General features: G+C 62.7%; 15 protein-coding genes and 1 riboswitch. Of the genes, 6 read left to right on the top strand and 9 right to left on the bottom strand.

The window, feature by feature from the left end; genetic code table 11:
* Window positions 1-906: a MurR/RpiR family transcriptional regulator gene (locus RMET_RS24515; RefSeq protein WP_011519203.1), complete on the bottom strand. Its 906-nt coding sequence runs from the start codon at window positions 904-906 to the stop codon at window positions 1-3.
* A 132-nt stretch (window positions 907-1038) separates the two neighbouring features.
* Here RMET_RS24515 and RMET_RS24510 point away from each other — a divergent pair, with 132 nt between their 5' ends.
* The 3 genes from RMET_RS24510 to RMET_RS24500 all read left to right on the top strand — a co-directional run bounded on the left by RMET_RS24510 (window position 1039) and on the right by RMET_RS24500 (window position 4048).
* Entirely contained in the window at window positions 1039-2310 is a 1272-nt protein-coding gene (locus RMET_RS24510; RefSeq protein WP_011519202.1) for an amino acid deaminase, read from the top strand.
* A gap of 57 nt (window positions 2311-2367) precedes the next feature.
* Window positions 2368-3303 carry a sugar kinase gene (locus RMET_RS24505; RefSeq protein WP_011519201.1) on the top strand — a complete coding sequence of 312 codons (936 nt, stop codon included), beginning with the start codon at window positions 2368-2370 and terminating at the stop codon, window positions 3301-3303.
* A gap of 103 nt (window positions 3304-3406) precedes the next feature.
* A complete protein-coding gene (locus tag RMET_RS24500; RefSeq protein ID WP_011519200.1) occupies window positions 3407-4048 on the top strand; it encodes a bifunctional 4-hydroxy-2-oxoglutarate aldolase/2-dehydro-3-deoxy-phosphogluconate aldolase in 642 nt (213 codons plus the stop codon).
* 118 nt (window positions 4049-4166) lie between these two features.
* Here the strand turns inward: RMET_RS24500 and RMET_RS24495 are convergent, their stop codons facing one another.
* From RMET_RS24495 to RMET_RS24465, 7 genes are all read right to left on the bottom strand, one after another.
* Window positions 4167-4295 carry an entericidin A/B family lipoprotein gene (locus RMET_RS24495; RefSeq protein ID WP_008651235.1) on the bottom strand — a complete coding sequence of 43 codons (129 nt, stop codon included), beginning with the start codon at window positions 4293-4295 and terminating at the stop codon, window positions 4167-4169.
* Window positions 4296-4439: 144 nt separating this feature from the next.
* The gene (locus tag RMET_RS24490; RefSeq protein ID WP_011519199.1) at window positions 4440-5777 is read right to left on the bottom strand and encodes an EAL domain-containing protein; all 1338 of its coding nucleotides are present in this window, start codon (window positions 5775-5777) and stop codon (window positions 4440-4442) included.
* 399 nt (window positions 5778-6176) lie between these two features.
* A complete protein-coding gene (locus tag RMET_RS24485; RefSeq protein WP_011519198.1) occupies window positions 6177-7490 on the bottom strand; it encodes a hemolysin family protein in 1314 nt (437 codons plus the stop codon).
* A gap of 114 nt (window positions 7491-7604) precedes the next feature.
* A complete protein-coding gene (locus RMET_RS24480) occupies window positions 7605-7952 on the bottom strand; it encodes a HigA family addiction module antitoxin (protein WP_011519197.1) in 348 nt (115 codons plus the stop codon).
* A 9-nt stretch (window positions 7953-7961) separates the two neighbouring features.
* Window positions 7962-8246 (bottom strand): type II toxin-antitoxin system RelE/ParE family toxin, encoded by a 285-nt coding sequence (locus RMET_RS24475; protein WP_011519196.1) that lies wholly within the window; start codon window positions 8244-8246, stop codon window positions 7962-7964.
* A gap of 176 nt (window positions 8247-8422) precedes the next feature.
* Window positions 8423-9574 (bottom strand): polyphosphate kinase 2, encoded by a 1152-nt coding sequence (ppk2, locus tag RMET_RS24470; RefSeq protein ID WP_011519195.1) that lies wholly within the window; start codon window positions 9572-9574, stop codon window positions 8423-8425.
* 1 nt (window position 9575) lies between these two features.
* The gene (locus RMET_RS24465) at window positions 9576-9794 is read right to left on the bottom strand and encodes a YdcH family protein (protein WP_008651241.1); all 219 of its coding nucleotides are present in this window, start codon (window positions 9792-9794) and stop codon (window positions 9576-9578) included.
* Between the two features lie 309 nt (window positions 9795-10103).
* On the opposite strand from RMET_RS24465, the gene RMET_RS24460 reads away from it, so the two are divergent.
* The 3 genes from RMET_RS24460 to RMET_RS24450 all read left to right on the top strand — a co-directional run bounded on the left by RMET_RS24460 (window position 10104) and on the right by RMET_RS24450 (window position 12746).
* Window positions 10104-10994 carry a helix-turn-helix domain-containing protein gene (locus RMET_RS24460; RefSeq protein ID WP_011519194.1) on the top strand — a complete coding sequence of 297 codons (891 nt, stop codon included), beginning with the start codon at window positions 10104-10106 and terminating at the stop codon, window positions 10992-10994.
* 66 nt (window positions 10995-11060) lie between these two features.
* Window positions 11061-11222, top strand: a riboswitch (FMN riboswitch).
* A gap of 124 nt (window positions 11223-11346) precedes the next feature.
* Window positions 11347-12033: a 3,4-dihydroxy-2-butanone-4-phosphate synthase gene (gene ribB / locus RMET_RS24455; protein ID WP_011519192.1), complete on the top strand. Its 687-nt coding sequence runs from the start codon at window positions 11347-11349 to the stop codon at window positions 12031-12033.
* A gap of 122 nt (window positions 12034-12155) precedes the next feature.
* On the top strand, window positions 12156-12746 hold the full coding sequence (locus RMET_RS24450; protein ID WP_011519191.1) for a surface-adhesin E family protein: 591 nt from the start codon (window positions 12156-12158) through the stop codon (window positions 12744-12746).
* Window positions 12747-12828: 82 nt separating this feature from the next.
* Here the strand turns inward: RMET_RS24450 and RMET_RS24445 are convergent, their stop codons facing one another.
* Window positions 12829-13230, bottom strand: a complete 402-nt coding sequence (locus RMET_RS24445) for an RT0821/Lpp0805 family surface protein (protein WP_011519190.1) — start codon at window positions 13228-13230, stop codon at window positions 12829-12831.
* Between the last annotated feature and the right edge of the window lie 375 nt (window positions 13231-13605).

Below are 13605 nucleotides of genomic sequence, written 5' to 3'. Positions count from 1 at the left end.
TCAGTCTCCGAGCGGCTGGCGGCTGTCCGGCCCGTCGCTGTCCTGGCTGACGCCTCGGTGGGCATCCAGCACGTATTTCAGCCGGCGCAACTTTTCCTTGCTTTGCTCCTGTTGCAGCAGCGCAAAGCGGGTGGACAGTACGTCCAGCACCATCAGCATCGCGTAGCGCGAGGCCGACGGCTTGAAGATGAAATCCGTTTCCAGCGTCCGCACGGGCAGGAGCACGTCGGCGCGCGCGGCCAGCGGCGAGCCAAGCGCGGTCACGGCAATCAGCCGCGCGCCATACTCGCGCGCGATATCGCAACTGGCCAGTATCTCCGGCACGCTGCCGCTGGCCGAGAACGCCAGTACCACGTCATCGCGCGTCAGTGTTGCGGCGACCATCTTCTGCAGCAGCGCGTCGTGATACGTGGCCACCGGGTGCCCCAATCGCGCCAGCCGATACCGCGCCTCGTCGGCCATGAAGGTCGAGCCTCCACCCATGCCAAAAGCGTAGACCATGCGTGCGTTGAGTAACAGGCGCGCGGCAATGTCAATCCGCTCGGGATCGATCAGCTTTCGGTTGACTTCGAGCGTGGCGAGAACGTCGGCGTGGATGCGCTCGGCCAGCGCGGCCGGTGCGTCAGTATCGACCGGGCCCGGCGCCGGTTGCAGGAAACGCGATCCGACTGCCGTGGCTTGTGCCAGGCGCAGTTTCAGATCGCGGACGTCGCGGCAACCGATGGCCTTTGCGAAGCGCGTGACACTTGCCTCGCTGACCGCCGCCTTGCGTGCCAGTTCGTTGATGCTGGCAGCCGCCGCCCCTGCAAGATCCTCAAGGATCACCTGCGCCACTTTCTGCTCGGCCAGTCGCAATGACGGGCCACGCTCGGCGATGCGGGTCAGGATGTCGAAGGGCGCGGTCATGGCGTACGGTGGGTGGGCGGGCCCCGCCGGTCACCTCGGCCGACGAAGCATGTTACTTTCTAACAAGGATGAAATATCGTAGTTTCAAGGCTATCATTACGTCAATTGAATTTTGACAGGGTGATGTCAGTCATGCGTGAAACAAAGTACCAGACCGGTATGATCGATCCGCTGAACAAGGCGATGGGGCGTCTGGACGCGCCGCTCACGCCGTCCGAGGCGGGTCAGCCGGGCTGGCGTCTGCTGGCCGAAGAGCTCAGTCTCCCGGCCGCAGTGCTCTATGAAGACCGTCTGACGCACAACCTGCAGTGGATGCGCAATTTCATGGGCGCATACGGCGTGCAGCTGGCACCGCATGGCAAGACGACGATGGCGCCGAAACTGTTCGCGCGTCAGCTTGCCGAGGGCGCGTGGGGCATCACGCTGGCCACCGCCCATCAGACCGCGGCGGCAGCCGCGCACGGCGTCAAGCGCGTGCTGATGGCCAATCAGCTTGTGGGGCGGCGCAATATGGAGATCGTTGCCGATCTGCTGGCCGCCGATCCGTCATTCGAGTTCTTCTCGCTGGTAGATTCGGCCGCGCTCGTCGACCAGCTTGGCGCGTTCTTCGACGCGCGTGGTCAGACGCTGCAGGTGCTGCTGGAACTGGGTGTGGAGGGCGGCCGGACCGGTGTGCGCGATGCCGCGCAGCAGGCGGACGTGCTCGATGCGCTGTCGCGCTGGCCGAACGCCCTGAAGCTGGCTGGCGTCGAGATCTATGAAGGCGTGCTGCAGCAGGAAGCCGATATCCGCGAGCTTCTGCAGCGCACGGTGGCCGTAACGCGCGAACTGGCCGCGGCGGGGCGTTTCGGACGCAGCCCGGTGGTGATGTCCGGCGCGGGCTCGGCATGGTACGACGTGGTGGCCGAAGAGTTCGCGCGCACCGATATCGGGATGCCGATCGATATCGTGCTGCGTCCCGGGTGCTACCTGACGCACGACGTCGGCGTCTATCGAGCGGCGCAGGAACGCATCCTGGCGAGCAATCCGGTGGCGCAGAAGATGCGGGAGGGCCTGCTGCCCGCGCTGCAGCTCTGGGCCTATGTGCAGTCGATTCCTGAGCCAAACCGCGCCATCATCGGCATGGGCAAGCGGGATGCCGCGTTCGATGCGGGCATGCCGATACCAGCGCAGATGTATCGTCCGGGTGCGGCCGGCCCTGTTGCCACGCCGGCGCGCTGGAAAGTGACGGGCATGATGGATCAGCACGCCTATCTGGAAATCGAGGCTGGCGATGACATCCGCGTCGGCGATATGATTGCCTTTGATATCTCGCATCCTTGCCTGACCTTCGACAAGTGGCGCCATATTCCCGTGCTGGACAGCCAGTTCCAGGTCATCGACATTGTTCAGACGTTCTTCTGACCCCGGTGTCAGTCCCTGTGGCCAGACCGAATGGAATGAAGAGGAGATGAAGCCGAGATGAGTATCGATATCCTTGCCTATGGCGAACCGCTGATCGAGTTCAACCAGCAGCCCGACGATCCGTCGCGTTACCTGCAGGGCTTTGGCGGCGATACCTCCAATTTCTGCATTGCCGCCGCGCGCCAGGGCGCGACCACGGGCTATATCACCGCAGTAGGGGCCGACAGTTTCGGTGAGCGGTTGCTGGCGTTGTGGACACGGGAACGTGTCGATACCCGACACGTGGTGGTCAATGCCTCTGCGCCCACCGGGGTTTATTTCGTCTCCCACGACAACCACGGCCATCGCTTCGACTATCTGCGCGAGCGTTCCGCGGCCAGCCGCTATCACCATGAGCAGTTGCCGCTGGCAACCATCGCGCAGGCGCGCTTTCTGCATCTCTCCGGTATCAGCCTGGCAATTAGCACCAGCGCCTGTGATGCAGGACTGGCGGCGATGGAACATGCGCGCAAGGCCGGGGCGAAAGTATCGCTCGACACGAATCTGCGATTGCGGCTCTGGTCGCTGGCCCGCGCGCGCGGCATCATGCGCGAGGCATTCTCCCTGACCGACATATGCCTGCCGAGCTGGGACGACATCACGATCCTGACCGGGCTCGATGACCGCGACGCGATCGTCGACTATCTGCTGGGTTGCGGTGTGGAACTGGTTGCGCTGAAGCTCGGAGAAGAGGGCAGTTACATCGCCACGCAGGAGTCGCGCGCGCTGGTGGCGCCGTTCCCCGTACGTCCGGTCGATGCCACCGGCGCGGGCGACTGCTTCGGCGGCAGTTTCATCGCACGGCTGGCTGCGGACGCTGATCCGTTCGATGCGGCTCGCTATGCCAACATTGCCGCCGCGCTGTCGACCACGGGTTATGGGGCCGTGGCGCCTATCCCCCATGCCGAAACCGTGCGGGCCCGGCTGGAGCAGGGCGTCACAGTGATTGCCTGATGCATTCGGCAACAGCCTTGTCCCGTTTTACGACAATTCGGCCCCTTGCACCAACGCACCAACGCACCAACGCACCAACGCACCAATTTATCGAAGATCCGTCATGCCCATCCACGCTTCCCCTCTGCTCGAACGACTGACCAATGTGCCGGTGATTCCGGTGCTCGAATACCACTCCGTCGACGACGCGCTGCATATCAGCGAGGCCTTGGTGGCCGGAGGCCTGCCGCTGCTTGAGATCACGCTGCGCACACCGGTGGCATTGCAGGCGATGGAAGCCGTCGCCAAGGCCTTGCCGGAAGCAGTGGTCGGCGCGGGAACCGTCCTGACGACTGACCAACTCCAGGCGGTACGTGATGCTGGCGCTCAGTTCGCGGTGTCGCCTGGGCTGACGCAGAAGCTGGCCGATGGCGCTCAAGATGCGGGTATTTCGCTGCTGCCGGGCGTGGCGACTGCGAGCGAGGCGATGTTCGCGCTCGAAGCGGGCTTCTCATTCCTGAAGTTCTTCCCGGCGGAGGCAGCCGGGGGCGTGCAGATGCTGAAATCGCTGCACGGGCCGTTCTCTCAGCTCAAATTCTGCCCGACTGGAGGTATCGATCTGGCGAAAGCGCCCAACTATCTGGCCTTGCCCAACGTTGTGTGCGTAGGCGGTTCGTGGGTGGTGCCGAAGGATGCGGTTGCGGCGAAGGATTGGGGGCGAATCCGCAAGCTGGCCGAAGAGGCGGCCCAGTTGCGGAAGGTCTGAGCCTGATGGCAGTCGTCGATAGGATGCGGCACTGGCAAGCCGCAACAGGAAAAAGAAAAGGGGCGCACGAGCGCCCCTTTTTCATGCTTCAGTTGGACAACCTGAGCGCTCAGCCGTCTTACTTGCGCTCGGCCGAATTCTCAAGCTTCTGACCGCCCTTCTGAATGTCCTGGCCAAGTCCTGCCATGGTATTGCAGCCTGCCAGCAATGTGGCGACCAGTACGCACCAGATCCATCCTTTCTTCACGAGGGGCTCCTTTCAGGGATAGTAATCAACGGGCACATTTTATCGCCGCGCCGATACTTGTCGATGCAGGATATGTGCCAAAGTGTAAGTCCATCTGTACTGCAATTGATGTGATCCGCGCGTTGCGCCTCACCTCAATGCCGGTTAGACCAAATTGGTTGGCCGCAGGAGCTGGCGAGCGCGCTCGGCCACGGCTGCGTGGGTCTGCACCAGCCATTGCGCGGGAAAGGGCTGCGCCAACAGATAGCCTTGCACGCCATCGCAACCCCAATCGCGTACGGCCTCAAGCTGGGCGCGAGTTTCCACACCCCGGGCATGGACCGCCACGCCCCGCGACCTGGCGAACACACATGCCGCGCGCAACAACGTGGCAGCATCGCGCGCCTGCGCCGAACTGCCCAGATGCCGTGCATCGAGCATCACCATGTCCGGTGCGACCAATGCCAGCGCGTGCCGGCTGACCTGGTCATCTGTGAAATCCGAAAGGGAAATCTGGATGCCGCAGTCATGTAGTCGTGCGGCTTTCTGCGTGGCATCGGCAACTGCGCTGATGCACTGGACTGGCACCTCCACGCAGAGACGGTCCGGGGAGATACCGGATGTTTCTACAGCGCGCTGCAGCATGGTGATTGCATCGTCGGCCAGGAGCTGCGGGCTGGACGCCAGCAGCGTGAACTGGACCTTTGCCACATGTTTGGACTCCTGGATCAATTGCAGCAACTGTTGCACCAGCCAGTGGCCGACTTCGCGCATCATGCCGAGCGCTTCGACGGCTGGCAGGAAGTCCTGCGGCGAAATACGCCCAAGCACTGGGTGATGCCAGCGTAAGCGCACCGTATAGGCGGCAATCTCCGCTGTGTCGAATAACGCACGAGGCTGTAACTGCAGGCTGAATTCGCCGCGTGAAACGGCCTCGGGCAGTGCCGCCAGCAGGGTCACCATGCGCGGGCTAACAGGCTGGCTGGCATTGGCAATACCACCACCGCCACGCCTGTTGATCTGCAGCATGGCATCGAACGCCTGCTGCAGATTGCGTTCGGTGGCGCTTTCCGGGCTGTCGATGGCGGTGCCGATGCTGCACGAGAGGAATAGCTCGAATCCGTCGACGGAGTAGGGGAGCCGCAGCGCTGTGGCAATGCTCTGGCTCAGTTCGGCCATCTCTTCGGCGGTTGCCGGCAGAAGGCAGGCGATGCCAAGGTCGGCCGGACTCAACCAGTGCATCACGGCGGGCATGACGCCGACACCGGCTATCCGGGATTTGACCTCAGCCCGCAGCAGGCGGGTGCGCCGGCTGCCGATCGTTTCGCAGGCAAACTGAAAACGGTCCAGGCGGACGATCACGATCGCCAGCGGATGTGCGGTGCCAATCTCCGCGCGATGCCCGGCAAGCGCTGCCAGAAAGGCGGCGGGCTGGGACTCGGACAGCGCAGGCTCGCGGGCGCGGTCATCCCCCCAATGCGCGTCTTTGGCTTCAGAGTCCATCGAATACGTTTGCTGGCAGCAAGTTCATGTTAGGCAATAGCCGCCGGCGATACCGCGACTGCGTTCCGTCCTGATGTACTCGCGCCCGGCGCGCCCCGGTGGTGCGGCAGGGTCTATGGGGTGTGCGCGGTCGCACTACCTATGCACGGCTGGTCAGATAATACGGCAGGAACCTGCGAGATCGTAATTCGACGATGTTGGCACAGGCATATCGTCGCAGCGAAAGTTGATCTTGAGCAATATCGGGATTGCCCGGCTGTCGCGTATCTTGAACACGGCAGTGGCGAGCGATAAACACACTCGGCTTGAAACAAGTGAAAACGGACACCGAAGTGTCCGTTTTGATCGATCAATCGAAATGATCGGTACCGGTCAGGTATTGCCGATCAGTATTGCCGATCAGCCGGTGGTATCGGGCTCGGGGCCGTCCTCCGCCGGCACGCGGGAGGCCAGCACCTTGTCGATGCGCTTGCCGTCCATGTCGACAATCTCGAACTTCCAGTCCTCCCACTGCACGGCGTCGGTGGTTTGCGGCAGTCGACCCAGAAGCAACAGGAGCATGCCTGATAGCGTGTGATAACGCTCCTTGGCCTCTTCCGGCACCGCCCGCAGGCCGATGCGGTCCTTGAGTTCGGGAATCGGGATCAGTCCGTCCAACAGCCATGATCCGTCGTCGCGCTGCACGGCCCATTCGTCGCCGGCCGCATCCGGCTTGAACTCGCCGGTGATCGCTTCCACGAGATCCTGGAGTGTGACGAGGCCCAGTACTTCGCCGTACTCGTCGATTACGAAGGCAACTTGCCCGCCGGACGAGCGGAAGTTCTCGAGCAGTTCCATGCCGGTCACGCTTTCGGGCACAAATACCGCCGGCTGCAGCACGGCTGTCAGCTCGGCCTTTTCGCCGCGCAGGCGCTTGGCCAGCATTTGCCGGGCGCTGACTACGCCGAGAATGTCGTGCATCCCGCCGCGTACCACCGGAAAGCGGGCGTGGTCCGATTCCTCGATGCGGCGCAGGTTCTCGTCCTCGCTCTCCTCGACATCCAGATAGACCACATCGCCACGGGGCACCATCAGCGAAGCGAGTTGGCGGTCGTCGAGGCGGAACACGTTGCGCACCATCGTGTGCTCCTGCTGCTCGATGATGCCGGCCTCCGAGCCTTCCACCAGTAGCGCGTGGATTTCCTCCTCGGTAACTGCCGGGCCGCGATTGGTTTTCACACCAAGCAGGCGCAGCACGAGGCGGGTAGAGCTCGACAGCAGCTTGACGAAGGGGGTGGAGGCAACGGCGAGGAACGAAATCGGGCGGGCGGCCATCCGGGCGATCGCTTCCGGCGCAAGCTGACCCAGCCGCTTGGGCACGAGTTCGCCCAGCACGATGGAGAAATAGGTCAGGCCGGCCACCACGATCGCGGTGGCAACGTATCCAGCAGTAGTGGCCGAAATACCAAATCCCTGAAGCCATACGCCAAGTGGCGCCGCCAGCGTGGATTCACCAACCACGCCGTTCAGCACGCCGATCGACGTAATGCCGATCTGGACAGTCGAGAGGAAACGGGTAGGGTCCTCGCCCAGTTTCACGGCAGCCATGGCGCCCCGGTCGCCTTCGTCGATATGGCGCTGAAGGCGGGCCTTGCGAGCCGTCACAAGCGCGATTTCGGACATGGCGAACAGCCCGTTCAGCAGAATGAGCGCCAAAAGTATGGCAATTTCCATCAGGGTGCGCGCCCTGTGCGCGCGGGAATTGAAAAGTCAGAGCATACCATCGGCATGTGACGGGGTACGGCCTTGGTGGCGTAAGCATCACTGTCGTGGTGGCGCAAGGGCAGGTCATGCTGTCAGCGGCTGGATGTCGCGCTCGATGTTCGCCCCTGCAGTCGCGCGCGCCAGCCGCAGTGCATATGCGGTCTGGAGGCCCGCCCAGAATTCCGCACTAGTGCCGAAATAGCGGGCCAGCCGCAGGGCGGTGTCTGGCGAGATGGCTCGCTGACGCCGCACGATATCGTGAATTCGTTGCGGCGCCATATGCAAGGCCACCGCCAATGCTTCCGCCGACAGTTCGTTTGGCGCCATGAACTCGGTTTCCAGTACATCGCCGGGGTGTGCCGGCGGAATCGGCTGGCCGGTGGCAATGCTGCGAAAATCCGCGCGCCGCAAGTCTTCGCGGTTGATTGTCATGCGCGCTCCTCATTCCTCGTATTCGGCGATGCCGACGTCCCAGGCTTCGCCGTTGATGAAGCGAAAACAGAGATGCCACGGACCTTTAATGCGGACGCGCCAGTGTCCGCGGCGCTTGCCAAGAACTGGTTCCAGCCGGTTTGCGGGTGGGGCGACCATATCGGGAAGAGACGACGCAGCGTCGAGGATCGCGAGCTTGCGCAGCGCGTCGGCCTGAATGTGAGCGGGCAGTGTGTGAACGGACTGGCCGCAATAGATGGCGGCCGTTGTCTTGTCGGAGAGCGAGCGGATCATGATGGTTGGCGGTACGGTCAGTCATTGGTTCCGGGATGGAGCCATCGTACGAATCGCGCGCCATTACCAATATGGGATGAATCTGAAACCCCGGATTCCCGAGGTTCTGAATCGTGGATGCGAAAACGCCCACCGGTAACGGTGGGCGTTCCGAGGCCGCCGCTATCCCGTTGCGCTCAACCTGCCAGCGCACGGCCTACGACCAGCGGGTCGACCAGGCCGACATGCTCCGGGCTGCGATTTGTATAGGCAAAGCGGTGGAGCACGACGCGCATCGCGTTCAGGCGCGCCCGTTTTTTGCAGTCCGAACGGATCACGGTCCAGGGGGCGTCGGCGGTGTCCGTACGGGCGAACATCGCTTCCTTGGCCTGGGTGTAGTCTTCCCATTTGTCGAGCGAAGCAAGGTCGACCGGGCTCAGTTTCCACTGCTTGAGTGGATGGACCTGACGCTCCTTGAAGCGGCGCCGTTGTTCCTTCTGGCTCACGGAGAACCAGAATTTGAACAGATGGATGCCGCTGCGGACGATGTGCCGCTCGAACTCGGGTGCCTGATACAGGAAGTCGTGATACTCGGCATTGCTGCAGAAGCCCATCACGTGCTCGACACCTGCACGGTTGTACCAGGAGCGGTCGAACAGCACGATCTCGCCAGCTGCCGGCAGGTGCTGGATATAACGCTGGAAGTACCACTGCGAACGCTCGGTGTCCGTGGGCTTTTCGAGCGCCACCACGCGCGCGCCGCGTGGGTTCAGATGCTCCATGAACCGTTTGATCGCGCCGCCCTTGCCGGCCGCGTCGCGTCCCTCGAAGACGATCACCACGCGCTGGCCCGTTTCGCGCACCCACGCCTGAAGCTTCAGCAACTCCACCTGCAGGAGGTACTTCTGCTTTTCGTAGTTGCGGCGCGACATCAGGTTCTGATACGGATACGTGCCCTGGCGCCAAGTGGGTGACAGTTCTTCGTCAGGATGGCGTTTTTTGCCGGCAGGCCACGTCGAGGGCTCGCCCTCGAGGATCAGGCGACGCAGTTCGGCGGCCTCGTCGGGCGACAGGCCGTCCATGACCGTGCGGACGGTGGCAAGGACAGTATCCGGGTCCTTGCCGGCGACATCGGCCAGCACGTCGCGTAAGCCACTGGCCACGAGCACCCTGGCGGCTTCCGCGCCATCGCGCACAGCGTGAAGTTCGGCCGAACGCGCCGAGTTGGTGGGAAGAACGTCCCCCTTGTTGACCGGACGCTCTTCGGCACTGGAGCCTGCAAGCGGTTGCGCGGCGTCGATGGACTGAAGCCCTTCGCTGGCCGCTGTGTTTTTCTTGCCAATGGCCATGTTAGTTTCCGGCGGTCTTGCGAAGAATCACGTACAACTGATCCTTCAGGCGCAGCTTCTCTTTCTTCAGGTTTTCGATGGCTTCATGGGTTCCGACGACGATGCCGCTTTCCATGTTCTTGATCTGATGATCGAGATCGTTGTGGAGGTTGAACAGACGCGAAAAGTGGGCGTCTTCAGTCTTGAGGCGGGAGATTTCTTCGCGGTATTCCGGGAACATGTTGTGTCCTGTTAAGCGGGGGGAGGGCGAGAGACTGTGCCGATTGATTACATTTTGTGTAGCTGGCGGCAGCTTGGAATTGACGTGGGTCATGCTTGTTGCGGCGCTCACGAAGAATCAGACATTTCCTTGTGAAGACAACGAAACCCGCTGTGGGCTGGTCTCGGAACCCCTCACTATCACTGTCGATCGTCGATAGTCCGCGCGTTCGTGGCAGCAATGGCAGTGTTTGCATGGTGGATGATTGAATTACAACGATTACCTCGAAGGTAGTCGCCCGGGCATGGCCGGCGTGCTGTAATCCGTCCCATGGATACGCTAACTCCCGGCTCCGAAGCCGCCCTCGATTTCCCCGGCCTGCTGCGCTACTGGCGCGGAAAGCGCGGCTATAGCCAGCTTGCCCTGTCGTTGGCGGCCGGCGTGTCGCAGCGCCATATCAGTTTTCTCGAGTCAGGCCGCGCCCGGCCCAGTCGTGAGATGGTGCTGGCGCTCGCAGAACGCCTGGGCGTGCCCTTGCGGCAGCGCAACCGGCTGCTGCTGGCCAGCGGCTATGCCCCGGCGTATAGCGAGCACGCGCTGGCCTCGCCTCCGATGCAGATGGTGCGGCACGCCATCGCGCTGATCCTGGCCAAACAAGAACCGTATCCGGCCGTGGTGCTCGACCGTTTCTGGCACCTGGTCGATGCCAATCAGGCCTACCGGCGCATGCTCGACAAGCTGCTGCAGGGCCGCAAGCCAGCCATGCTGGACGAAGGAGGGGGCCGACTGAACCTGATGCTGGCGGTGTTCGATCCCAAGGGTCTCTGGCCTGTGATCGAGAACGCGCGGCAGGTGGGCCGCTATTTGCTGCGGCGCGTCTGGCAGGAACTGCAGGTACAGGCGCAGGACCAGACCGCGCGCGAGATCCTGCGGCGGATCGCCGAATGGCATCCGGACATGGTCGGGCCAGGAGGTGTCCTGCTTGTCGAGGATGATCCGGCCGAAGGCACGCCGCCGCCCGTGCTGCCGGTGGCGCTTCATGCCGGGCGATTCCGTGCCTCGCTGTTCTCCACGCTGACCACGCTGGGTATTCCACAGGATGTCACCCTGCAGGAACTGCGGATCGAGTGCTTCTATCCCGCTGACGACGCCACAAAGGCGGTATTCGAAGCGCTTGCCGAGGTGCCAGCAAATCCGTTGGCAGCGTCGACGAATCGCTGAACAACTAAAAAAGCACAGTCGTGCTAAGATCCTCGGGCCGCTGCGAGGTCTCTCGCGGCGGCATCGTTACGTCTTCAGGGCGGGGTGCAATTCCCCACCGGCGGTATGTGGCCGGCGCCAATGGCGCATTGTCACGAGCCCGCGAGCGCCCACGCTCTCCGCGTGGGGTCAGCAGATCTGGTGAGAGGCCAGGGCCGACGGTTAAAGTCCGGATGAAAGAAGATGGGCGGAATTCGCATGACCCCATGCGCGCGCGATGTCGTCCATTGCGTGCTGTCGGGGTGTCTTTGCCGTTCTCGCTGATCATCCCCTGAAACGCCCATCCATGGAAATCCACGCACGGAGCGTTTCAATGCTGACCCTTACCAAATCCACCAGCCTTCCTGATTCCACCGCCGCACTGGCGCCATCCGATGCCGACGCGCGTCCACTGGCCGAGCGCATCGCGCAGGCCCTCGATGCGATGCGCGATGGCCGTCCGGTCGTACTGCTCGACGATGACGACCGCGAAAACGAGGCAGACCTGATTCTTGCAGCGGAGCGGCTGACGAACTCGAACATGGCCATGATGATCCGCGAATGCAGCGGCATCGTCTGCCTGTGCCTCACGCCGGAGAAGGTGCGGCAACTCGGCCTGCGGCCGATGGTCGAGAACAATCGCAGCCAGTACGGCACTGCGTTCACGGTATCGATCGAGGCGCGTGAAGGCGTGACCACCGGTGTCAGCGCGGCGGACCGGATCACGACCATTCGCGCAGCCATCGCCGATGAGGCGGGCCTTGATGCCGTGGTGAGCCCCGGACACGTGTTTCCTCTGGTAGCAGTGGAAGGGGGTGTGCTGGCGCGTCGCGGGCATACCGAGGGCTCGGTCGAGCTTGCGCGCATGGCGGGACTGTCGCCGGCCGCGGTGTTGTGCGAGTTGATGAATCCCGATGGCACGATGGCACGCAGGCCCGAAGCGCTGGCGTTTGCCGAGATGTATCAGTTGCCAGTACTGACGATCGCCGATCTGGTGGCGTGGCGGGAAATTAACGCCTGACCAGCCGCAAACAAATGACGCGGCGGGGATCTCAAAACGATGCAGATCGATCAAGATCATCGTCGCGCGCGAACGCTGTGCGAAAATGCGGGGACTTTTTCCCGTCCTTACGAGGGTTCCCAATGTTCTCCCGCTTTATTTCGCGCGCGGCCCTGCTCGCCGGCGCGTGCCTTTGTCTTGCCACGCCGATTGCCTATGCGGAATCGGATGGCATGGGTCCAATGACCCCTCCGATGCCCAATCCTGCGGTGCGCCCGGTAGCAGCCGGTGCTCTGTATCAATGCCAGGGCCCGAATGGTGGCACCGTGTTTCGCGCTTCGCCGCGTGAAGGGTGCACATTGGTGGCCTCGCCCGATCCGGCCGCACCAGACCCGCAGCGCTGGATGCCGCTGATGGGCGCCACTGGCATGGTTTCCTATCTCGATCAGACGGCCATCCGCCGGCGCGGCACCGAAGTGGGTGTGGTGCTGGTGCATAACGCACCGGCTGGTGTCATCAAGACCGCCAGTGGCGACACGATCCGCTCATCGCTCAAGCGCATGGTGCTTAACTGCGCGACGTCGATGTATGCAGTGATCGAACAGACCCTCTACAACAAGCGCTACGCGCGCGGCGAATCGCTCTATACGATTCGTGGGCCTCAGGCCGGGATGCCCCAGCCGGCAGCCCCCGGCACGCTGGCCGGTGAACTGATCGGCCGTCTCTGCCACTGAGTATTCGCGCTGAGTATTCGTCTACCGGCCGACTGCGGGAGTGCCACCCGGCACTCCGCGTCGGCCGGTGGCCTATCAGGCGTCAGTCCTGGACTTGACGCGCCTTCCAGGTGCCATTCGACTGCTTGCAGAACCAGCCTGACCAGGCCTCGGTGGCGCTTCCGCGCTTCAGTTCCGATTTCAGCCGGCGGCAGGATTGGCCCTTGTCCGTCTTGGTGGCGATCGGGCTGACCGTGCCATCCACGGCCTGACGACGACCCTCGCCGGGGAAATGCCATTCCACGACCTGGTTGTCTTCCGTTTCGTTGAGTGCCTTGCGCACGGTTTGCTGGAGTGAGGCAACTTCCTTCTTGTTCAACGTGCCCACGATGCTGCCGGACAGGTAATTGTCAAAATAGGCCAGGGCCGGCTGGCTGGCGCCAAGCAGCAGGGCGCAACCCGCGGTGGCTGCAATGGCAAGGCGGAAATGACGCCGGAAGGACATGACGGTTCCTTGTGAAATGACGTTGTCGATGGGCCGATTGTAAGCGCGTGGTGACGGATTGCGTGCAAAGGAAGGGCGTCCGCGGCACATTCTTCGATGCGGCCGTTAACGCCCGGCGCCACCTTGTCAAACCATGACCTATGCTTGACTTCAACCCGCAAACGCTTGTCCGGAGCGGCTTTCAGCCCACAGGTGTGACATTTTGTTGCAAACGTTGCGACACCGAAACGTGACTTTTAAGGCTCGAATTGTTAAGGTTTCGCATCGCAATGCAACAAAGCCATCAAACCTGTCCTGCGGTGGGCCTATCTGGCACTGGCACGGATATGCCGACGCGGGCGTCGTTGCGCAGCACCCTGGCTCATCTCTTGCTGC

This window comes from Cupriavidus metallidurans CH34 (assembly GCF_000196015.1).
Taxonomy (GTDB): domain Bacteria; phylum Pseudomonadota; class Gammaproteobacteria; order Burkholderiales; family Burkholderiaceae; genus Cupriavidus; species Cupriavidus metallidurans.
Note: the sequence above shows the minus strand (reverse complement) of the source record. Positions and strands in the feature narration are given on the sequence as shown.